This window comes from Aquabacter sediminis, assembly GCF_028863665.1.
Lineage (GTDB): Bacteria > Pseudomonadota > Alphaproteobacteria > Rhizobiales > Xanthobacteraceae > L1I39.
Map to the genome: position 1 here is coordinate 561,360 of NZ_JARBFX010000002.1, position 22,199 is coordinate 583,558.

Annotated in this window: 17 protein-coding genes; 6 read left to right on the forward strand and 11 right to left on the reverse strand. The window is 63.1% G+C overall.

What is annotated here, in order from left to right; translation table 11 throughout:
- Window positions 1–61: 61 nt before the first annotated feature.
- Window positions 62–1,552, reverse strand: a complete 1,491-nt coding sequence (locus tag PV781_RS05590; protein ID WP_274774624.1) for a CoA-acylating methylmalonate-semialdehyde dehydrogenase — start codon at window positions 1,550–1,552, stop codon at window positions 62–64.
- 110 nt (window positions 1,553–1,662) lie between these two features.
- On the opposite strand from PV781_RS05590, the gene PV781_RS05595 reads away from it, so the two are divergent.
- The 4 genes from PV781_RS05595 to PV781_RS05610 all read left to right on the forward strand — a co-directional run bounded on the left by PV781_RS05595 (window position 1,663) and on the right by PV781_RS05610 (window position 5,861).
- Window positions 1,663–2,556: a LysR family transcriptional regulator gene (locus PV781_RS05595; protein WP_274774625.1), complete on the forward strand. Its 894-nt coding sequence runs from the start codon at window positions 1,663–1,665 to the stop codon at window positions 2,554–2,556.
- Between the two features lie 22 nt (window positions 2,557–2,578).
- Window positions 2,579–3,403, forward strand: coding sequence for a GntR family transcriptional regulator (locus PV781_RS05600; protein WP_274774626.1), 825 nt, complete (start codon window positions 2,579–2,581; stop codon window positions 3,401–3,403).
- Between the two features lie 66 nt (window positions 3,404–3,469).
- A complete protein-coding gene (gpmI, locus tag PV781_RS05605) occupies window positions 3,470–4,993 on the forward strand; it encodes a 2,3-bisphosphoglycerate-independent phosphoglycerate mutase (protein WP_274774627.1) in 1,524 nt (507 codons plus the stop codon).
- A 67-nt stretch (window positions 4,994–5,060) separates the two neighbouring features.
- Window positions 5,061–5,861, forward strand: coding sequence for a cobalamin-binding protein (locus PV781_RS05610; protein ID WP_274774628.1), 801 nt, complete (start codon window positions 5,061–5,063; stop codon window positions 5,859–5,861).
- 67 nt (window positions 5,862–5,928) lie between these two features.
- On the opposite strand, the gene PV781_RS05615 is transcribed toward PV781_RS05610, so the two are convergent.
- The 6 genes from PV781_RS05615 to PV781_RS05640 all read right to left on the reverse strand — a co-directional run bounded on the left by PV781_RS05615 (window position 5,929) and on the right by PV781_RS05640 (window position 14,101).
- Window positions 5,929–7,251 (reverse strand): HlyD family type I secretion periplasmic adaptor subunit, encoded by a 1,323-nt coding sequence (locus tag PV781_RS05615; RefSeq protein WP_274774687.1) that lies wholly within the window; start codon window positions 7,249–7,251, stop codon window positions 5,929–5,931.
- Window positions 7,251–8,975: a type I secretion system permease/ATPase gene (locus tag PV781_RS05620; RefSeq protein WP_274774629.1), complete on the reverse strand. Its 1,725-nt coding sequence runs from the start codon at window positions 8,973–8,975 to the stop codon at window positions 7,251–7,253. Before PV781_RS05620 ends, PV781_RS05615 begins: the two co-directional genes overlap by 1 nt.
- Window positions 8,976–9,068: 93 nt before the next feature.
- On the reverse strand, window positions 9,069–10,301 hold the full coding sequence (locus tag PV781_RS05625) for a glycosyltransferase family 4 protein (protein ID WP_274774630.1): 1,233 nt from the start codon (window positions 10,299–10,301) through the stop codon (window positions 9,069–9,071).
- The gene (locus PV781_RS05630; RefSeq protein WP_274774631.1) at window positions 10,298–11,143 is read right to left on the reverse strand and encodes a SapC family protein; all 846 of its coding nucleotides are present in this window, start codon (window positions 11,141–11,143) and stop codon (window positions 10,298–10,300) included. Before PV781_RS05630 ends, PV781_RS05625 begins: the two co-directional genes overlap by 4 nt.
- 12 nt (window positions 11,144–11,155) lie before the next feature.
- A complete protein-coding gene (locus PV781_RS05635) occupies window positions 11,156–11,875 on the reverse strand; it encodes a SapC family protein (protein WP_274774632.1) in 720 nt (239 codons plus the stop codon).
- 57 nt (window positions 11,876–11,932) lie between these two features.
- Window positions 11,933–14,101, reverse strand: coding sequence for a calcium-binding protein (locus tag PV781_RS05640; RefSeq protein WP_274774633.1), 2,169 nt, complete (start codon window positions 14,099–14,101; stop codon window positions 11,933–11,935).
- A gap of 1,727 nt (window positions 14,102–15,828) precedes the next feature.
- Here PV781_RS05640 and PV781_RS05645 point away from each other — a divergent pair.
- Window positions 15,829–16,746, forward strand: a complete 918-nt coding sequence (locus tag PV781_RS05645; protein ID WP_274774634.1) for a LysR family transcriptional regulator — start codon at window positions 15,829–15,831, stop codon at window positions 16,744–16,746.
- A gap of 20 nt (window positions 16,747–16,766) precedes the next feature.
- Here PV781_RS05645 and PV781_RS05650 read toward each other — a convergent pair whose 3' ends face one another.
- The 4 genes from PV781_RS05650 to PV781_RS05665 all read right to left on the reverse strand — a co-directional run bounded on the left by PV781_RS05650 (window position 16,767) and on the right by PV781_RS05665 (window position 20,585).
- Window positions 16,767–17,228: a hypothetical protein gene (locus PV781_RS05650; RefSeq protein WP_274774635.1), complete on the reverse strand. Its 462-nt coding sequence runs from the start codon at window positions 17,226–17,228 to the stop codon at window positions 16,767–16,769.
- Between the two features lie 168 nt (window positions 17,229–17,396).
- Window positions 17,397–18,635 (reverse strand): MFS transporter, encoded by a 1,239-nt coding sequence (locus tag PV781_RS05655; RefSeq protein WP_274774636.1) that lies wholly within the window; start codon window positions 18,633–18,635, stop codon window positions 17,397–17,399.
- A gap of 245 nt (window positions 18,636–18,880) precedes the next feature.
- Complete coding sequence (locus PV781_RS05660; RefSeq protein WP_274774637.1) at window positions 18,881–19,432, reverse strand: Spy/CpxP family protein refolding chaperone; 552 nt, start codon at window positions 19,430–19,432, stop codon at window positions 18,881–18,883.
- Between the two features lie 256 nt (window positions 19,433–19,688).
- Window positions 19,689–20,585 carry a metallophosphoesterase family protein gene (locus PV781_RS05665; RefSeq protein ID WP_274774638.1) on the reverse strand — a complete coding sequence of 299 codons (897 nt, stop codon included), beginning with the start codon at window positions 20,583–20,585 and terminating at the stop codon, window positions 19,689–19,691.
- 277 nt (window positions 20,586–20,862) lie between these two features.
- Between PV781_RS05665 and PV781_RS05670 the strand changes: the two genes are divergently transcribed.
- On the forward strand, window positions 20,863–22,098 hold the full coding sequence (locus tag PV781_RS05670; protein ID WP_274774639.1) for a glycoside hydrolase family 2 TIM barrel-domain containing protein: 1,236 nt from the start codon (window positions 20,863–20,865) through the stop codon (window positions 22,096–22,098).
- The last annotated feature ends 101 nt before the right edge of the window (window positions 22,099–22,199 follow it).

The following is a 22,199-nucleotide window of genomic DNA, read 5'->3' on the forward strand; positions in this document are numbered from 1 at the left end:
CAAAACGGCCGGCGCATGCGCCGGCCGAAGTGTTGTTTGTCAGGAGTGCCTTGCGGAAGCCTCAGCCCAGCACGGGCATGACGAACTCCGCCCCGGTGCGCACGCCGCCGGGCCAGCGGGCGGTGGTGGTCTTCAGGCGGGTGTAGAAGCCGACGCCCTCCAAGCCATAGACGTTGCGGTCGCCGAAAATGGACCGCTTCCAGCCGCCAAAGGAGTGATAGGCGATCGGAACCGGGATCGGCACATTGATGCCGACCATGCCTGCCTGCACGCCGTAATCGAAGGCGCGGGCGGCATCGCCGTCGCGGGTGAAGATGGCGGCGCCGTTGCCATATTCGTGCTCGTTGACCAGCTTGAGGGCATCATCGAAGCCGGGGACGCGCACCACGGAGAGGACGGGTCCGAAGATCTCCTCCTTGTAGATGCGCATGTCGGGAGTCACGTTGTCGAACAGGCACCCGCCAATGTAATAGCCGTTCTCATAGCCCTGGAGCTTGAGGTCGCGCCCATCCACCACGAGATCGGCGCCTTCGGTGACGCCCAGGTCCACATAGGAGCGCACCTTGGCGAGATGCTCCTTGGTGACGAGCGGGCCCATTTCGGAGGCCACATCGTTGCCGGGGCCAACCTTGAGGGAGCGCACGCGCGGGGCGAGGCGCTCCATCAGGGCATCGCCCACGCCACCCACGGCCACCGCCACCGAGACCGCCATGCAGCGCTCGCCGGCCGAGCCGTAGCCGGCGCCCATCAGCGCATCCACGGTCTTGTCCAGGTCTGCGTCGGGCATCACCACGAGGTGATTCTTGGCGCCGCACAGGGCCTGAACGCGCTTTCCATGCGCCGCAGCGGTCTTGTAGACATATTCACCAATGGCGGTAGAGCCGACGAAGCTCACGGCGGCCACCTTCGGGTGGGTCAGGAGCGTGTCCACCGCTTCCTTGTCGCCGTTCACCACATTGAACACGCCCTTAGGCAGGCCGGCTTCGGCAAGAAGCTCAGCCAGGCGCAGGGACGCGCTCGGGTCCTTCTCGGACGGCTTCAGCACGAAGGTGTTGCCGGTGGCAATGGCCATGGGGAACATCCACATGGGCACCATGGCCGGGAAGTTGAACGGCGTGATGCCGGCGCACACGCCCACCGGGTGGCGCATGGAGAAGGTGTCGATCCCACGGCCCACCTGGTCGGAAAACTCGCCCTTCAGCAGGTGGGGAATGCCGCAGGCAAATTCCACAACCTCGATGCCGCGCACCAGTTCGCCCTTGGCGTCGTCGACCGTCTTGCCGTGCTCGCGCGAAATGAGCGCCGCCAGCTCGTCCATGTGACGATCCAGCAGATCCTTGAACTTAAACATGACGCGGGCACGGGCCGGCGCGGGCGTTGCCGCCCAGGCAGGCAACGCCTGGGCGGCGGCCTGCACCGCCTCGTCCACAGTCGCCGCGGACGCGAGAAGGACCTCGCCGATCTGCTCGCCGGTGGCGGGATTGAAGGTGGGAGCGGAACGGCCCGAACCGCTCACATGCTGGCCGGCAATGAAATGTCCGATGGTGGTCAAGGCGTCCTCCAGAACTCTCGGGCGGGTATCTGGTGCGCAGAGAACATCTGGCAATTGCGCGGAGCAATGCCTAACATCCCGGACACGTTATGCAGAAATAGGCTTACCGCGTGAATTGGGATCATGCCCGCATCTTTCTCGCCGTGGCCCGGGCCGGGCAGATGCTGGGCGCGGCACAGCGCCTGAACGTGGACCACGCCACGGTGACCCGCCGCATCAATGCCCTTGAGGCGGACCTGGGCGCGCGCGTGTTCGAGCGGCGCACCACAGGCTGCACCTTGACAGCCGTGGGAGAGCGCTTCCTCGCCGTCGCGGAGCGGGTGGAAAGCGAGATGATCCGGGCCCGATCGGATCTGGGGAATGCCGACCTGAAGCTGGAGGGTACCATTCGCATCGGCGCGCCGGATGCGCTGGGCACCTATTTCCTCGCCCCCCGCCTGCCACGCTTCGCCGCACCCCATCCCGACCTCGTCGTCCAATTGGTGCCCCTGCCCCGCACCTTCTCCTTGTCCAAGCGAGAGGCCGACATCGCCATCACCATCGAGCGCCCCTCCGAGGGGCGCCTCTTCGTAAGGCGCCTCACGGACTATTCCCTCTCGGTTTACGCCTCCCGCGCCTATCTGGAGGAGACCGGCCCAATCGGGTGCGAGGCGGACCTGAAGAACCGCACGCTCGTTACCTATGTGCAGGACCTCGCCTACAGCCCCGGCCTCGACTATATGAGCACCCTGGTTGAGTTGTGCGGGCGCCGGTTCGAGTGCGCCAGCGCCGTCGGCCAGTTGGAGGCGGTGCGCGCCGGCGGCGGTGTCGCCATTCTCCATGACTACGCCGCCGCCGCCCATAGCGATCTCGTCCCCGTTCTGCCCCATGTGAGATTTGAGCGCGCCTATTGGCTGGTGGTGCACGCGGACATGCGGGACCTGCGCCGGATTTCGCAGATGGAGGACTTCATCGTCGACGCGGTGCGAGGAGAGCGCGTCTCCTTCCTGCCCGGGCGCGCCTGACGACAGCAACCGCGAGACTTGGTTGAATCCCAGTGAGGATGCGATCAGATTGCTATGCAATTCAGCCCTGCTGTGGGCTACAGGAGGAATGCCGCGCGCATCCGTGCCGGCCGCTACGGACGAACAGATGGACGATCGGACCTCCAAACCGGCCGCCGTGCCGGGCCGCGACTTCAAGGTGGCCCGCCTTGCAGCACCCCTGCGCCACTCGGTGGTGGAGAGCATCCGCGATGCGATCGCGCTCGGGCGCTTTACAACGGGAGAACGGCTGCCGGAACGCGCGCTCTGCGAATTGACTGGGGTCAGCCGCACCCTGGTGCGCGAAGCTTTGCGGCAACTGGAATCAGAGGGCCTGATCATCGTCGTGCCCCACCGGGGGCCCATCGTCGCAGGGGTGACGCCGGAGCAGGCCGAAGGCATCTATCAGGTGCGGGCGGAACTGGAGGGGCTGGCCGCGGAGCGCTTCGCGGCAAAGGCCGGGCCGGTCGAGAAAAAGGCGCTGAAGGCCGCCTTCCGTCAACTGAAGACGGCATTGACCTCAGCCGATCCGCTCGACCGGATCAACGCCAAGAACCACTTCTATGACTGCCTCATAGAAGGCGCCGGAAACGAGGCACTGGGGCAGGCCCTGAACATGCTGAATGCGCGGATCACCGTGCTGCGCGCCACCTCCCTTCAAACCCCCGGTCGGGGCAAGGAGAGCATCGCCGAGCTGAGCGAGTTGGTGGATGCGCTCATGGCCGGCGACGGCGTCGCCGCCCGTGCCGCGGCGGTTCGCCATGTCGCCAAGGCGGCCGAAGTCGCCCTTCTCAATCTGCGCCGACAAGACGCCGCCACAAGCGTGTGACCTTGTGTTCGCCGCCGGCCCGCCTTATCGGCAGGGCCAGCATTATGCGACGCAACGAGGTCTGACATGTCGAAGCCATCCCTTGCCATGCTCGTCGTTCTCGATGGATGGGGATGGCGCGAGGAAGACGCCGACAATGCGGTGCGCCTCGCCCACACACCCAACTTCGACCGGCTTTACGCTGGCTCTCCCCATGCCTTCCTGAGCACGTCCGGTCTTGATGTGGGCCTGCCGCCTGGACAGATGGGCAATTCTGAAGTGGGTCATCTCAATCTCGGCGCCGGGCGCGTGGTGATGCAGGACCTGCCGCGCATCGACGCAGCCATTGCCGATGGCGAACTGGCGCGGCGGATTGAGGACAGCGGTCTCGTTTCGTCCCTCAAGCGGACCGGCGGCACCTGCCACATCATCGGCCTCATGTCGCCCGGCGGCGTACACGCCCACCAGGACCATGCGGTAGCCGTGGCCAAGATTCTGCGCGAGCGGGGCATTCCCGTTGCCGTTCACGCCCTCACGGACGGCCGCGACACCGCGCCCCGCTCCGCCGCCGAGGCTCTGGCGAAGCTGGAGGCCGACCTGCCTGAGGGTGCGCCCATCGTCACCGTCTGCGGCCGCTATTTCGCCATGGACCGCGACAAGCGCTGGGAGCGTGTGAAGCGGGCCTACGACCTGCTGGTGCGGGGAGAGGGAGAAAAGCGCGCAAGCGCGGTGGAAGCGGTGGAGACCTCCTACGCTGCGGACATTTCGGATGAGTTCATCGCCCCGGCCGTCATCGGCGCCTATGCCGGCATGAAAGATGGCGACGCCATCCTGTGCACCAACTTTCGCGCCGACCGCGCCCGCGAGCTTCTGGACGCATTGCTGCTGAAGGCCTTCGACGGCTTCGACCGCGGCACGCCCGTTTCCTTCTGCGCCGCGACCGGCATGGCCTCCTATGGCAGCGATCTCGACCAGGTCATGGTCACGCTCTTCCCCCGGCAGTCGCTGGAAAAGGGCCTGGGCGAGGTGGTCGCCGAGGCGGGCCTGCTCCAGGTCCGCGCGGCAGAGACGGAGAAATACCCGCACGTCACCTACTTCCTCAATGGCGGCCGCGAGACCCCCTATCCGGGAGAGGATCGCATTCTGGTGCCTTCCCCCAAGGTGGCGACCTATGACCTCCAGCCCGAAATGTCGGCCCCCGAGCTGACGGAAAAGGTTCTGGAGGCCATCCGCTCCCGCACCTACAGCCTGATCGTTCTCAACTATGCCAATCCGGACATGGTCGGGCACACCGGGTCCCTGCCGGCGGCCATCAAGGCGGTGGAGACGGTGGATGCGGGGCTCGGAAAGCTGGCGGATGCGGTGCTGGACATGGGCGGCGCCTTGCTGGTGACCGCCGACCACGGCAATTGCGAGCTCATGCGAGACCCGTTGACGGGCAATCCCCACACTGCACACACGACCCATCCGGTGCCAATCTTCCTCGCCGGCCGCCCTGGCGTCGCCTTGGCTGATGGTCGCCTGGGTGATGTGGCGCCGACATTGCTGGCCCTGATCGGCCTGCCACAGCCTTCGCAGATGACGGGCAAGTCCCTGCTGCGCGCGAAGTGAAGCCCGAGGGCGCCGGTCTCATCGGCGCCCGTTTGTCTCAAGCCGTGGACATGTGCGGGAGAGGGACATGCGGACTTTCCCGCCGGAGCGGATCGTGTGCCTTACGGAAGAGACGGTCGAAACGCTTTATCTGCTCGAAGAGGATCGCAGAATCGTCGGCGTATCCGGATATGCGGTTCGTCCACCGCGCGTGCGCCGAGAAAAGCCGCGCGTGTCCGCTTTCACCTCCGCAGATATCCCGAAGATTCTCGCGCTCGAGCCAGATCTGGTCCTCGCCTATTCGGACCTGCAGGCCGAGATCGTTGCTTCCCTTGTGCGCGCCGGCATTGCCGTCCACGCTTTCAACCAAAGAGACGTGGCCGGCATCCTTGCCATGATCCGAACCTTGGGTGCCCTGGTGGGCGCCTTTGAAAAAGCCGACGCGCTTGCGCGCGCCCTTTGGAGAGATCTTGAAGATCTGGCGCGATCCATCCCCGACGGGCCGCGTCCCTGTGTCTTTTTCGAAGAATGGGACCAGCCACTGATCTCGGGGATCGGCTGGGTGAGCGAACTCATCCACATTGCTGGAGGCCGCGATGCCTTCGCCTTATTGGGCAAGAATCATGCGGCCTGTGATCGCATCGTCACGCCGGAACAGGTCGTGGCTGCGGCTCCCGACATGATCCTTGCCTCCTGGTGCGGCAAGCGAGTGGCCAAGGACACGATCGCTGCCCGCCCCTGCTGGTCTGCCATTCCGGCGGTGCGCGAGGGATGGATCGTCGAGATCAAGTCGCCCCTCATTCTCCAGCCAGGACCCGCTGCGCTTACCGACGGAGTTCATGCGATCCGCACCGCAATCACCGCCTGGCACGCAAAAGCTCGGCCTTGAGTTCAAGGTCATCAGCAAGAAAAAGGGCGGCTTCTGGCGCAAAAGACTTCTGCACAACTTCCAGCTGTCATCGCTCAGTCATGGATGAGTAAAAACGGTCAAAAATTGGTGCAACTAAAAACTGCAAAACCGTCCTCTCTCCCGTCGGCATGAATACAACAGCCTGCATTCCAGGAATGATGCGGTCGCGAATTTCCGGCGGGATAGATGATCGATCCACCGAAACTTCAGCGGCATAATAGGTGCCTCCCGTTTTCACATCCTCGATCACGTCGTGCGATAGCGTTTCCAGCGTGCCCTTGATTATCTCGCTCCTGAATTCGCGAAACTGGGTCAACTGGATGTCAACCTCCTGGCCAACCCGAACACGGTCAATATCATCAGGAAGGATCTTCGCCCGCAACACAAGAACGTCCGAAGATGGCACGATTTCCATGATGACATCCCCCGGACGCACCACACCACCAATCGTAAACACCTTCATGCTTTGGACAGAACCAGAGACAGGGGCAGTAATATCCACCCGCCTCAAACTGTCTTTGGCTACGATGATCTGCTGCGTCAGGTCGCCGATTGTCTTGCGAACATCCGGCAATGCGGCTGCCGCTTCTTGTACATACGTCTTCCGCAGCTGATCTGCGCTGGCTGTCAGCTCATTGACCTTATCCTGCGCCTGAGCGATGGAAACGATCGCGCCATCAATGGCACCCTGCAGACCCGATTCCTGGCGTTGCAAGGCCGTTACACGCGGCAAGGCAACAAAGCCCTTCTTGTAGAGGGTCATCACGCCTTCCAATTCGCTTTTCACGGTGAGGATCTGGTCTTCCGACGTTTTCTTGGTAATGGCTGCCTGCTCGATCTGCTTTTGAGCCTGTGCAAGCTGGGCATCTATCACGTCCAGCGAACTCTGCAGCGTGGCGAGGCGGCTATCGAATTGGCGCCTGTTGTCGCTGATGGCAGAGGCCACCTGGGGATCGGAAGCCAGCTTCATGACGCTCTCGGGAAACGTCACCTGCTTCGCGAGAGAGCGTTGAGCCTCAAGCCGCGCCTCTTGTGCCTGCGCCTGGGCCAACTGCTTCTCATAGGTCTCCGCAGCCGCCATGCTGCGCGTCGGATCAAGGCGCAGCAGGACGTCGCCCTTGTTCACAATGCTCCCATCGCGCACGAGAATCTCGCGCACGATCCCCCCTTCCAGGTGCTGGATCTCCTTCCGGTTTGATGATACCGCAACGATGCTGGACGCTGTCACCGCGCCGTCGATCCTGGCAATCGCCGACCAAGTGAAGGTCACCACAACGGCAAACACCATGATGGCATAGCCATAGGAGAGTGTGGACTTCCAGTCGCCTGGCGCGATCGGTGCATGCTCAAGCAGCGGATCTTCTTTCATCACTCACGCCCTTCAGCATGCCCACCAATGACGGTGAGATTGGGTTGTGCCTTCAAGCGGGGAAGACGATTGACGATCTGGTCGCGCTCCCCGAAGGCCTGCACGGCCCCTCCATTGAGCACCAGAAGATCGTCACAGAAAGCCAAAAGGCTCATGCGATGCGTGATGATGACCACCACTTTTCCTTGGGACCGCAACCGCAAGATTGCCTCGCCGAGCGCCTTTTCTCCCCCCGCATCCAGGTGGGCATTTGGCTCGTCCATCACAATGAGATGGGGGTCTCCAAACACAGCCCGAGCAAGCGCCAGGCGCTGTCTCTGACCACCGGACAATACCACACCATTGCCACCGATGCGGGTGTTATAGCCGTCAGGAAGGTTTCGTACCACATCCTGAACGCCCGCCAACTCAGCGGCGGCCACGATCAGATCGGATCGTTGCGCATTGTCGGCGTCGAGGCGCGCGATGTTCTCCGCCACCGTACCCGGCATGAACTCAATGTCCTGCGGAACATAGCCCACGAAGCGCCCGAGCTCATCCGGGTTCCAATGCGTGAAGTCGCTGTCGCCGAGGGTCACGGAACCTCGCCTGGGCGTCCAAATGTTCACGAGCAAACGGGCAAGGCAGGATTTGCCGGCCCCGCTTGGTCCCACAACAGCAAGCACGCGCCCGGGGGTCACCGTGAACGAGACATCGTTGATGATGACCTTCTCGGAGTTTGGCGCAGCACCCCACAGGCGCGAAACGACCAGGGGACCGCTGGGCGCCGGAAGCGACATGCGCTCCACATAGTCCTGCCCGGATATCACCGCATCCAGACGCTCTCTGGCCGGGCCGAATGCGGAAATTCGCTCCCAATTCCGGATCAGGCCCTCAATAGGGCCGGTGGCCCTGAGAAGTACCATCACCGTAATGAGCACCCCACTACTCCCAATCTCTCCTTCAAAAAACAAAAGCGCAGCGGTTGATATGAGGACAATATAAATCATGAGGTGTACGAAGCGCGAAGTGGCAACAATGACATCTGCCCGCCGATGTGCTTCGTATCGCCACCCAAGCATTGCCATATGAAGGCGGCTCCATCTGGCACGAATGGCAGGGAGCATCCCCATGGCCCGCGCGGGCTCAAGCATGCGCGAAGCCGACGCTCCATACGCCGCTTCTGCGCTGCTGGCCTCTCGGAAGCGGATACTGTCCTTCGCAACAACAGCTTGCTCCAGAAAAATCAACCCGCCAATCAACGCCAAAACGACGAACGCAACAACGCCAAACACCCAATGCACTAGGAAAAGAACCAAGATAAGAAGCGGCGACCATATGGCATCCATTAACGCCATCATCACACCACCAGACAAAAACTCCCTTACAAAATTCAGATCTTGCAAACTACTTGCAGATACACGTGATCCCGCATCCTCTTTATAAAGACTATCAAACAATTTCTTACTCAGACGAACATCAATCTGTATACCAAGGCGCTGCAATGCCTTCGTGCGCACATAGTCAATAAGGACCGCGGTAACCAGCAAGAACGTGCAGATGAGGGCAAGCACCATCATCGTATTCACATTATGGCTGTGCAGGACGCGCCGGACAATCTGCCAACCATAAAACGGCCCCGCCAAAAACAGAATCGGGAGAACCGAGCTCAGCGCCAACAACCCTCCATATGCTGGCGCCAGATCGCGGATCGCCAGTAGGGTCGGAGAGTTGAATTGTTTCATGCGTGAAGTCCAAGCGGGAGAAAAGCGGCTTGCCGCACTGCGACATTATCACATGCACAGCTTGCTGCAGAACGAGAATGACCTCGTTCTCGTTCAGGCGGAGCTCAAAAGAGAGTCCATCAATTCAATCTGGCGCGCCACACATTTGCCAACTGAATACCGCCGCAGAACCACCTCGCGGGCGGCACGCTTCATGTGCCAGAAGAGATCGGGGCGATCGAGCGCGCGGATGATGGTGTCGGCCAATAGGTCCGGCTGGAAAAAGGGAACGAGCAGCCCGGTCTGGCCGTGGGCAATCGCCTCGCGCACCGGGGGGGTGTCCGAGCCGATGATCAGGCACTCGGCCGCCATCGCCTCGGTGAGGGACCACGACAGAACGAAGGGATAGGTGAGGTACACATGCGCGGCTGAGACCTGCAGGACGTCCAGGAAGGTGGGACGCGGAACGACCCCCAGGAAATGCACGCGGGACATATCCGCGGCTCCCTCGACTTCCCGAACGAAGACATCCCGCCAGCTGCTTCCATCTTCCGGGCGCGCGCCATAGGACACGTCCGTCCCGCCCACAATGACCACCTGGGCGTCGGGATGGGCAGAAAGGACCCGAGGCAGGGCCCGCATGAAGACATGGAAGCCGCGGTAGGGCTCCAGGTTGCGCGCCACATAGGTGATGACCTTGTCCCCGGCTCTCACCGTCCTGCCATCCGGCAAAGTCAAGGTGGCGTCAGGATTGGGTCGCACCTGATCCACATCAATACCGTCGTGGACCACCTCGATATTGGCCTGGAAGATCGGCGGGAACAGGCTGCGCTGCCACTCGGTCGGGGCAATCCCGAGGTCCGCGTCCGCCAGAGCCATCGCCATGGTGGCATTGCGCAAGTGGACGCGGATCTGACCATCCAGTCCGAAGCGCAGGAACTCCTCGTCGAACCCAACGTCCTTCCCAACCGGGTGATAATAGAACTCACAAAAGGCTATGATCTTTGCGTTGGGGAATAGCGGCCGCAAAGGCAACCCCTCTCCCCAACCGGGATGAACGAAAATGACGTCTGGCTCCACACCCTCGGCCTGCAACTCGGTCGCCAGATACATGATCTCCTCGGCACGGCGGCACTCGGAGTTGAATCGGCGTCCGAAGCTGTGGCCCTCGCTTTCCGGCTGTCCCGACCAGGGGTAACGAAGCAGCTTCACCCCCGGGATGGCGCGCGCCGTGGGCGATCCGAAGGCCACCACCTGGTAGCCAGGCCGGATGGCCAAGGTCGCCGCCAAATGCCGGTACTGGGCAGGAAAGTTGTTGTGAATGAAGAGAACGGTACGCAACGTCACTCCCGCGCCTCGCTGAGAGGTTCGATCGGAACGAGATCACTCTCATCCATGGCGAAATCGAGATTCTCAAGCCCTGAAAACAAGGCGGAAAATGGGTCGGGAGCGGCGGGCGCGGCGACGTCCTGCTGCTTGTGCACCTGCTGTGCGGGACGATGGACAGAAACGCCGAGGGTTCCTGCGAGCATCCGGCGGGAGAACAGCATCGCAAACATGAGCTGGCTCGGCAGCAAGCCGCCACGGACCAGGGGAACGCATCGGCCAGCGGAAAACGCAGACAGCTTCTCCGCGTCCACCACGAGGACGTCTCCGCCTTGCTTGAAGCTGACATCAATCGGCATCAGGAGATCTGCCAAGTAAAGCAGCTCGGCCGCCTCCCGAAGCTTGCAAATGCCATTCTGCAGGTGCTTGAGCATCTTGACAGTGTCTGCAAGGGCCCGGCTGGGTGCGCCGCTTGGCTCGAACATGACGTTCAGATCCCCCTCGGCCTCACGGAGCAGCCGGTCGCTGACGGCGATGCGCAACTGCTCCTGTGGGGACAATACGGGCAGATCGAGGGTGAAGGGCAGGCACTTCAGGTAAAGCGGCATGTAAAACCGAAGCCACCGCTGCTCCGGGTCCACAAGCGGCTGGCGCTGGAGAAACGACCCAACGCCCGCGACCACATCCAACACAGCGCCGCGGCGCTCGATCAGAATTGGAAGGTAATGGGAGGTTTGGAGCAATTCGCTGTCAGCGAGCGGAACGCGCTCCATCTGGTCGAGGAAGGAAAAATGGGAAGGCTTGGACCACGAGGTCCGCTCGTCCTTGCGCAGTGGCCGAAAGCCAAGCTCCTCTGCACTCACTGATCGATCCCGTCAGGCGGCCGCGGTGCGCGACAGATCCTGGCGTGCACGCTGATACAAAATTGCGGCCCGGTAAAGGGAAATGGCATGCGCGCTGAGAAGGCGCAGGCCCGCGGCACCGAACACCCGGCCAAAACTGATGAAGCCGTCGGTTTCATAAGCCTCTGGCCGCACCACGAGAAACTCAGGAAAAGGACCAAGCCCGACGTCATCGGGGAAACGCAAATCCCAGGTCTGGAGCAGGCCCGCCTCCGCCAGATGTTCTCCCATCCGCAGTGTCACCGCATGCGCCGAAGTGAACCGGTGGAGGTACGAAATACGTTCCTCAAGCGCCTTGCTCGGCAGGCCGCGCTCGGTCAGCAAGGTGGCTCCCACGTCCGTGGGCTCGTCCGCAATCACGTCGTCCAGCCGGACATCGCCGCCCGCCTGCGCCGGATCGACCACCAAGGGATAGGCCTTGAGGATGAATGGAAGAGACGAAGGGACCTGAGGGGACCCATAAGGGTGGCCGGCCCCCTCCGGGAGCAGGGAACGCAACACCACCAGTTCGAGAGGGCCGCGAAGGCGTGTCCAGACCACTGGAAACCACGCGGCCAGATCGAGCGCCTCCATGTGAACGACAGGGAGAATCTGGCGGTTTCGACCGATGGGGTAGGATTGAGGAGAGAAGATTCGCCTTCTCCCCACGGACCCGGACAGCACCAGAGGGCGCGTATAAAATTCGGGATCCATCTGACTTGATCCAAAACCCCGAAAGGAAATGCCCCGGGTCTCCCCGGGGCATTAAAATCAGCTCGTCCAGTTGTTGAAGTCGACCGTGTCGCCGTTGTCGCCGAAAGCACCCACTTCCACATTGCTGACGGTATAGACAGAGCCGTCCGTGAAGGTGATGGTCGTGACACCGCTGCCGTCCAGCGTATGCGTCTGCACGTCGGCGAAGGAGTAGGCCTTGAACCAGAGCCCGTCCTGACCGTCGCCGCCGTCCACGGAGCCGGAGCCGCCCTGCGCCAGGACGGTGAAGGTGTCGTCTCCCGAACCACCATCCATGGTGGTCGCGCCAGCCGCCCTGATGAAGAAGTTGTCCGCGCCTTCTCCGCCATAGAGGGTGTTGCTTCCACCCGTCACAGCCATCACGTCGACTCCGGCGTCGCCATACATGAGATGGTCGCCAGCAACCGTGGACCACATTTCGTCGTCGCCGTCACCGCCCGACATGGTCGACCCGACGGTCCCGCCGATGATGCTGTCATTACCGGCACCGCCATATGCCAACATCTCGTTCGCGGAACCGAAGTTGCTGATCGAGTCGTTCCCGTCACCACCGTAGATAGTGTCGATACCACCGCCGGTCGAACCGACGGATGCGGAGATGGTGTCGTCGCCGTCCTCACCATACATCAGGTTGGAGCCGCCATTGACCCACATCAGGTCGTTGCCGGCATCGCCATGCAGGGTGTCGGCGCCGCTCGCGCCAACGACTCTGTCATTGCCCTCGCCGCCATAGAGCAGACCCTTGGTGCCGCCAACCTGGGTGTACACGAAGTCCTGACCATCGCCGCCATAGAGGGTGTCGACGCCAGCACTGTCCTGCCCGGCTTTCATTTCATCGTCGCCGGCATCACCATAAAGCAGGTTGGACCCGTTAACCGTCCACATGGTGTCCTCACCGAGGCCACCATAGAGCGTATCCGCTCCGCTAAAGCCGGAAATCTGGTCATTACCAGCGTCGCCGTAAACAAGGCCCACACCGTCGCGGGTCGCCAGAGCATCGTCGCCGTCGCCACCGTAAATCGTGTCAATCCCGCCTACGGACGCGCTGCCAATGATCTCGTCGACACCGGCGTCACCATAAATGACGTTGTTGCCGAAGGAGACCCAAAGAACGTCGTTGCCGTCGCCGCCATAGATGGTGTCGGCGCCGCTCGCACCAGCGATGCTGTCAGCGCCTGTCCCGCCATACATGACCGCATGGGTCGTGCGGCTCACCAGGGTATCCGCGCCATCACCGCCATAGAGGGTGTCGACCATGCCGGCGGTCGTATCGATGCCGCCCAGAATGTAATCAACACCGGCATCGCCATAGAGCACATTGCTGCCAAAGGACGCGCCCAACGTGTCGTTGCCATCGCCACCATAAACGGTGTCGTAGCCGAAATACTGGCCCTCGTAGGTATCGTTGCCGGCATCGCCATAAATGATCGCGCCGCCAGACACCGTTGCGCCATTGATGACGTGCCAGGTCAGGCCGTTGGCGCCCCGCAGGACGTCATCGCCATCACCACCGTAGAGCGTGTCGCCCGCCGCCTGGCCTGCATTGACCACGGAGGCAGCACTCACGGTATCGTTTCCGGCATCACCGTAGACAATGCTGCCGGAATAGAAGGTGTAGACATCGTCATTTCCGGCGTCGCCGTGGAGGACGTTGAAGTCCCCCGCATTGGTGGCCGGATTGAACGCAAGCTGGGAGGCCACGGAGGCCACGAGGTCGTTCCCCTCGCCACCATACACCGTATTGCCACGGGCATCTTCGGCGAAGGTGGACGCCAGATCCCCGACGTTTCCAGCCACCACCGTGTCGGCACCCGCGCCGCCGATGATGATGTTGTCCGCGCCATAGCTGGCAATGTAGTCATTGCCGTTGCTGCCAGCGACAATGCCGCCGCCCGGGCCGTCATTGACGACGTTGACAACCACACCATTCAGGTTCGTGTAGATCAGGGCATCGACTTCGGTGTCGCCCTGATAGGAATTGATCGCCGTCGTGTCGTTTTTGAGTGCCGGATTCTTGATATTCAGCGTCGCCAACGCATCCGGCTGGGCCGGATTGTAGACACCCGCAGCCTCCAGAGCCGCGATGATCTCAGACTGCTCTTCAGCAGACATCCCGAGCGCCGTCAAACCAGCGAAACCAGCATCACCCTCGGTGAGCTGCGTGCTCGTCAGATCATATAGAGCCATGACAACCCCTCACCCTCGCCCGCTTTCGGGCGCCGCAACCAGTTAAAAATCAGAGAGCACCCGCCCGAAATACTCTCACGCGACCAGCTCCCTCCGGAGCCACACGCCGAGGCTCAACTCGCCCCGCGTCCTCGGCGACATCGATGGCAAGAGACAGGCCCACGAGGGGATCCCGCTCGGACACACCGATAAATTCCACTTGCCGTCCTGTCCGGGACACCACCGGCGCCCCGAGGAACAAAGCTTCCGCCCTGATGCGCGCCGCCGCCTCTCCACCGAGCCGAAGCCGGACACCGAGAAGCGGCAAAGCACGGCCCCGAGACCCGGCGAACTCGCCAGCGCGCACCCAGGGAGACCATTGCGCTGGACGAGTCCCGACCAACACCTGGTATTCAAGATCGACCCCGCGCGGCAGGCGCGAAATCTGCAATCCTTCGATCGGAAGGGGCTGCCGCGGTCCGCCGAGCCATTGACCCGATCCGACCTTCACATCCCCCCGACGCGAGAGATGACCTGCAATCGCAAGCCCCTCGTCAGCCAACGGCGCCGATGGCACCGCCGGACGTCCACGCACAACAGGATCTTCAGCCCCGCCTGCGCCCGGCAATGTGACCAGCGGCTCCAGTTGGAGACGCGCCTCCACAGAACCACCCGGAACACGAGGACGCGCCGTCATCACGAGGCGCCCCTCTCCCGTCGACCGAACCACAAGGGCAGACCCCGGCCCGGTCAAAAAACCACTCCGCAGACGCGGATCGGACACGACTTCAAGGGAACCGGAAGATCGCCAGTCGGGTTCAATCTGAACCACCGGCGCCTGACCGGACGACGGAGCGGACACGTAGCGGATCACGTAGAGGCCTGCCTCTACGCTCAACTCCGACACGCGCGCATCTCCCGAGTCGGCCACCCCATCCCCCTTCAATCCATCCGTTACGGACCAAGTTTATGTTGATTTTAGTGCATTGCGTCAATCCGTCGATCGCTTAAAAAGACGCAATAATGGTGCTATTTTACCGGGGAAAATGCCTTTAATTGGATCTGCTGCGTTTAATACCACCCCCTGTCGACAGCCGGCTACTTGCATACCTTCTGGGGGCGGGATCTCGCTTCCCATGGGACAGTCGAAAGAGGACAGCGAGTCTCACGTCCTTTGTTAATAGCCGTTCATCTTCGTCCAATACTTGAGAAATGAAATACAAAGCCCTCGTCATTTCGTCGGCTTTCTAGTCATCCCCTGACCCTCTGAGGGTCTCTCATGCCGCTTGGCCCGTATGATTGAGTGGGTTGCAGATCATCCTCCTAGCGTGCCTCGCGAGCTTTCCTCCCTCCCGCGCTGAGCACAGGCCCGATCGAGAGACATACACACTCGGATTGATGCGCGGTGCTGAGAAGGTCTTGAAAAGACGGCGCGAGAGCGTTTCCGCGATCGCGTGGCCGGCGCAAGGGTGGTTTTTTACCGCACTGCAACCGGCTGCACGGGGCGATCCGCGCGGGAGTTGCGTCCAGTTTGGAGCGGGCTTCTTTCCACAATGGGGGAATGGCGTACGCCCGCGCGCGAAAAGGAAGGCTCAAGGATCGGAGTTGTCTCCATCCGGTCAAAAGCCCCCGTCTGGCCCCTCGCGTCCCACCAAAGGGCGAAAATAACACCGCTCGCCCTTGCCCACTGCGCGCTGTTGCAATAAGTTTTGCCATCTTTGCCGAGCAGCATTGCAGGCCTGCAAATCATGATCGCATGGGACGACTTCCGCCTGGTCCAGGCGATCGCTACCACCCGCTCCCTTGCGGGGGCAGCGGACGTCCTGGGAATTAACCATTCCACGGTATTCCGCCGCCTCGGCACTCTGGAATCGACGCTCGGCACCCGCATTTTCGAGCGCGCGCGGAGCGGCTATGTGCCGACCGCCACCGGGGAGGAGATGGTGCGCCTGGCCGACAAGATGGCCGAGGATATCCTGACCGTGGAGCGCCATATCACCGGCCGGGACCTGCGTCCGTCCGGCGAGTTGCGGGTCACCACCAACGATACGCTTCTGATCCACCTGATGACGCCTGTCTTTGCGTCATTCCGAAGGGCCTTTCCCGAGATCCGGCTGGAAGTGGTGGTGTCCAACCAGTCTCTGAGCCTGTCCAAGCGAGATGCAGATGTCGCCATTCGGGCGAGCGATCGACCCGGAGATACGCTGGTTGGCCGGCGCATCGCCGGAATCGCGTGGGGCCTTTATGGGCGCCTGGACGCGTTGGAAGGTGGTGCATTCGACCCGGCGGACTTGCGCCGTCACGATTGGGTGGGATTCTCGGACAACCTGGCCTCGCTGCGCGCCGCCAAATGGCTGCGGGAGCGGGCGGGCGAGGACCGGGTGGTCTACAAGGTTAATTCGGTGCTTGGACTTGCGGAGGCGGCTGCAGCGGGGATCGGCCTTGCCCTGCTCCCCTGCTTCATCGGCGCGGCGACGCCGGGCCTCTCGCGCCTCGCCGGCCCCCTGCCTGACATGGAGGCGAGTCTGTGGCTCGTGACGCACCCCGACATCAAGGGCACGGCCCGGGTGCGCTCCTTCATGGACCATATGGCCCGTGAACTCTCCCGGCGGCGCGGACTGATCGAAGGGCGCGAAGAGATCCCTGGAGGGACGTCGGGCGAATGACGCCGTGCGCCCGGCGCGCGCTATTCTGCCGAGGTGTCCTGCGCCACAGCCTCACTGGCCCGCGGCTTGCGGCGGCTGGCCACCTTGGGCGCGTCGGACCCGAGGCGCGTAAACTCGCACCACATGGTTTCGACACCGGCCAGGTTGCCGCGGAATGTGGAAGCGCTGGTCTTCACCACCTCGAAGCATGGCTCGAAGGTCATGCCTTCGACGAAGCCGCACACATTCTCCCCCCGCACCCGAACGGAATTGGGCGGCAGCCGGACGAAACGCGTCTGCCCCTGGGAGCGCATGGTGATGGTCCCCGCCACCGAGCCGTCAGAGAAGATGCGGCCGGCACCGGTCGTCCCCTCGAAGCAGGTGAAGGTGAAGGTTCGCCCGACGACGAACGCCTTTGCCTGGTCGGGATTGAGTGACTGCGCGTGGGCCGCCCCCATCCCGAAGAAGGCGATTCCGGCTGCCGCAAGGAGTGTGCTTCGCATGGGGACCGTGGAACGATGGTTGTGACACCGTGATACAGCGCCTTGGTTAACAAATACGATGCAACAGAGGCTCCTCGCGGGCAAGACGAAGGAGAGCGCGCGGGTCGCTCGCAGGTCGCTTTCGTCGAAGCCTGTGGCGCATCTGTCGCGCCACAGGCAGGGCGCACATCACACCGCGGCCATCGCCGGGCGCACCACAGGACGTTCGCGGATCGGCAAGTTGATGGCGGCGGAGGCGAAGGACAGGGCCACGGAGAGCCACCAGACCACCGCATAGGACCCCGTCATCTCGTACAGGATGCCACCGAGATAGACGCCCAGGAAGCCGCCCACCTGGTGGCTGAAGAAGGCGAAGCCGTAGAGCATCGCCATATAACGGGTGCCGAACATGAGCATGACGAGCCCGGACGTCGGCGGGACCGTCGACAGCCACAGCAACCCGATCGCCGCACCGAAAACAAAGCAGCTCATGGGCGAAATGGGCGCCAGGACGAAGATCGCAATGGCCACGCCGCGTGCGGCATAGATGAAGGCGAGCATCCACTTGCGGGAAAAGCGCGAGGCGAGCGCCCCCGCTCCGATGGACCCGACAATGTTGAATAGGCCGATCAGGGCCAGTGTCGTGCCGCCCACCGCCGGCGTGATGCCATTGTCGGCGAGATAGGCCGGCATATGCACGGTCACGAAGGCCAGCTGGAACCCGCAGGTGAAGAAGCCAAGCACCAGGAAGACATAGCTGGGATGACCGAAGGCCTCGCTCAGAGCGGCACCCAGCGATTGGGCCGGCGCACTGGCGGCGGAGGGCGTGGCTGACCCCCGTGTGGCCAGCGCGAAGGAGAGCGGAATGACCAGCAGCAGGATGACGGCAAAGATGACCAAGGTCTCCTGCCATCCCACCGAGCCGATCAGCCCTGTCGCCAGCGGGGGGAAGAGGAACTGGCCGAAGGAGCCGGCCGCCGTGCCCGCGCCAAAGCCCAGGGAGCGCCAACGCTCCGGCAGGAGCTTGCCAAAGGCCGCGAGCACGAGATTGAAGGAACAGGCGGATAGGCCGAAGCCCACCATCACGCCCGCGCTCAGGTGCAGAAGGCCCGGCGTGATGGCCATGGACATGAGCGCCAGGCCACCGGCATAGACGATGGCGCCGGCGCACAGCACCTTGACGGTGCCGAACCGATCCGCGATTGCGCCGGCAAAGGGAGAGCCGAGTCCCCAGAGCAGGTTCTGCAGGGCCAGGGCGAGGCCAAACACGTCCCGGCCCCAGCCGAACTGGCTGGACATGGGCAGCAGGAAAAAGCCGGACGCTGAGCGGGGGCCAAATGTGAGCATGGCGATCAGGCAGCCGGCGACTACGATCAGCCACGTGGACGCGCGCGCCACGGGTGCGCGAGAAGAGGAAGCGGAATTCATGAACGTGACCTCGGGCGAGGGATTCCCCTCTTTTCCCGACCACCATAAGGCACGTGAAGCCGCTGTAAAAAATCAATCTTCGTCACGTTATGCATGACGAATTCTCATGTATGCCTGTTTTTGCATACAGACCTGCCCAGCGTCGGCACCTGGTTGCCGCATCGCACGGAACCCACCGGCACAGGGGCCAGACATGGAAAATGGCCCGCCTCCCGAAGGCGGCGGGCCATCCTTAACGGGCCAGGTCAGCCGCGACGCGGACCCCCCGGACCCTGGCCGGGGCCGTGGTGCATGAAGGGCCCCTTCAGAAGGTCCTCGCGCAGCAGGATCTGCAGGCGATGCTTCTGCCCGTCGTCCAGGGTCTTGTAGAGCGGCTCTGCGGCGTCCGCGATCTTCTTCAGGTCGCCGGCGCGCGACGTCATCATGTCCGCCTGAAGCCGAAGGCGCTCGATGGGATCGGGCCGGGCATTGTCAGCACGGGCTTTCTGCATCTCCGCGCGGCGGGCGGAGACATCCGCAGCGGTGGCGCGCAGAGCGTCCTCCACGGCAGGCCAGAGCTTTTCCTGATCCGGGGTCAGCTTGAGGCCGGTCTTCAGGGCGGCGATGCGGGCATCGGTCAAGGCCGCACGGTCGGCGGGACTGGGCTTCCAGCGCCCCTGGTCCTGCGCCTGTTCTCCAGCAGCCGGCGGCCCGCCCGCTGGACCTCCGGCCGGGCCGGGGCCGGGATTGGCCGCATAGGTGGCGACCGAACCTGCCAGGAGTGCAGCGGTGGTGGCGGCAATGATGGCCTTCTTCATGTCTCATCCTCCGATGATGATGGGATGAGGATGAAGCCCACGGAACCGGGCTTCAACTTAAAGATATGTAATTTTTCGCAAGCTCAGCCGTGCGGATATTTATTCATTTTGCGATAACGCTAAGTCACCGAAAATTACATTCGGATACAAACAGGCGAATTTTCACCACATTTGACAAATTACTTCCAAAATGGATGCCTTTGCAGGCACACACCGTCGCCGCCGGACTGCACGATGCAGCGTGCGCCCTCACTCCCTAGAAAAGCCGATGGGTTTCTCTCGGACGCACGTGAACATCGCCGGCTTCATAGCCCCGGCTTTCCATGGTGCAGGCCCAGTCGCCAGGGGTGCCCGAGACCCGGTAGAGATTATAGCGCCCCGGTCCCCTGCCGTCCTCCGGTCCCGCGGATGCCGATGGTACGCCAATGACCGGAATATCGCGCTCCGCCGTCGCAATTCTGCCGATGGACGCCCGATGGTCGTGGCCGTGCAGCACCAGCTCCGCCCCCGCGTCCGCCAGCACGTCGCGCACGGCTGACGCATCCCGCAAGTCCCGGTGAAAGGCGCGCTCCCCCACGGGGGGATGGTGGATCAGCACGACCCGGAACAGGCCCTCTTCCTTCAGTTTCCGCAATTGGACCCGGAGCCGCTCGCGCTGTTGGCGTCCCACCTTTCCGCTCGCCAGGAAAGCGGCCGTGGGGATGGCCGTAGAGACGCCAATGAGGGCCACCGGCCCGCGCCGGCGGACGAAGGGAAAGGCGTCCACGTCCAGCGGCGTGTGAGGATGGGTGTCGTCGCCGGAGAGAAAGGGCGCCCAATGCTCCAGATGATAGGTCAAGGCGGAGCGAACATAGGTGTCGTGGTTTCCGGGGATGACTGTCACATCGTGCGGGTCACCGAGGGAGGACAGGAAGGTGGCGCCGGTGTCGAACTCCGCCGGCAGGCTCACATTCACGAGGTCTCCGGTGACCGCGATATGGTCTGCCCCCTGGGCCAAAAGGTCGTTCAGGAGCGGAGTCAGCGTTGCCGCGCCGAAATTCCGACGCCGCGCACCGATCCAGTTCATCATTCCGAAGAAGCGCTTGCCGAGAAGCTCGGACAAGCGCGCCTCCGGGATGGGGCCGAGATGCGGATCGGAAAGATGGGCAAGCACGAACGGTTCCACAGGTGCCCCTTCTGGCTCTCGCCCTAAACGCTCCACGGGCCGACAGGTTCTCCCGTTTCGGCCCGTCCCTTCTTTAGGGCGAGTGCGGCCGGGAGGAAACCGCGAGATCCGCCGGCCGCATCGCAATGCCGCGCCCTGATCGGAAGGGGCAAAGGGAATGTGACCTAAGGACATCATCCGTGACGCACCGCCGCTGCTATAAGGTCTCATTGACACCATCGTCGGGGACGAGATTCCCCTCTCTGCCACTCCTCAGGAGCCATTCGTGCGATCACTTCCCCTCGCCACCATCCTGTTTGCACTGCTCGCCACGCCCGCGGCGGCCAGCGTGGTGAGCATTCGCGGCACGGAATTGCGGCTCGATGGAGCACCCTTCATCGCCAATGGCGCCGCAGGCCAGACGCGCCTTGCGGAGTTGAAGGGCGTCGGAGCAACCGTGGTGCGCACCTATGGGGAGGATCCCGGTCCGGTGCTCGATGCCGCGCAGCGGGCGGGGCTGAAGGTGATTGTGGGCTTCTGGCTCGAACATCCCCGGCGCGGCTTCGACTATCGCAACCGCGCCGCCGTGGAGGCTCAGCTGGACCAGTTGCGACGGATGGTGGAGCACTATCACAGCCACCCCGCCCTTCTTGCCTGGAGCGTCGGCAACGAGGTGGAGACGGAGCTCACCCCAGCACAAGCTGCCCCCGTCTGGCCCGCCATCGAGGAGGCAGCCCAGCTCGTCAAGAAGATCGATCCCTCCCATCCGGTCATGGCGGTCCTGGCCGATACCGGCGAGGACAAGGTTTCCACCTTGCGCCGTCTCGCTCCTTCGGTGGATCTGCTGGGCATCAACGCCTATGGCGACAGCCTGCTCACCGTGGTCGGACGCGCCCGCAGCCAGGGCTGGAGCGGCCCGATCATCATCACCGAGCTGGGCGCCCTCGGCCAATGGCAGGCGGGCAAGACCCCCTGGGGCGCCCCCATCGAGCCCACCAGCACGGAGAAGGCAGACAAGGTGAAAGCCTATCTGCAGGTGCTCAAGCAGGGACAGACCGGCGCCCTCCCCTTCTATTGGGGCCAGAAGCAGGAGGTCACCCCAACCTGGCACAGCCTCTTCCTGCCCACCGGCGAATGGACCGAGACGGTGCAGGTGATGGCCGAAACCTGGGGCGGCCACACGCCCGGCGATGACAAGGCGCCGCGCATCCTCGCCCTTCGCGCCCGTGGCCCCGCGAGTGTCCCGACGGGCCAGCCGCTGGACATCGAGCTGAAGGCGACCGATCCCGACGGCGATGCCCTGAAGGTCGAATGGCAGGTGATGGCAGAAACCCATGTGAAAGGCGTGGGTGGCGACGCCGAGCCTGTTCCGGCGAGCTTCCCCGAGGCCGTCCGCGAGGCGAGTTCGAGCGGTGTGCGCGTGCAGGGGCTCGCCCCCGGCAATTACCGCGCCTTCGTGGTGGTGCGCGACGGGCGCGGGGCCGCGGCCGTGGGCAATGTGCCGTTCCAGGTGCGGGACTGAACGGGCCTCGTCGAAATGTGGAGCGGGGGCACGGCAACGGTCCCGCTCCGCTTCCCTCTCGCCGGCCGCCGCACTAAAGTCTGTCCGCCGAAACGCTATCT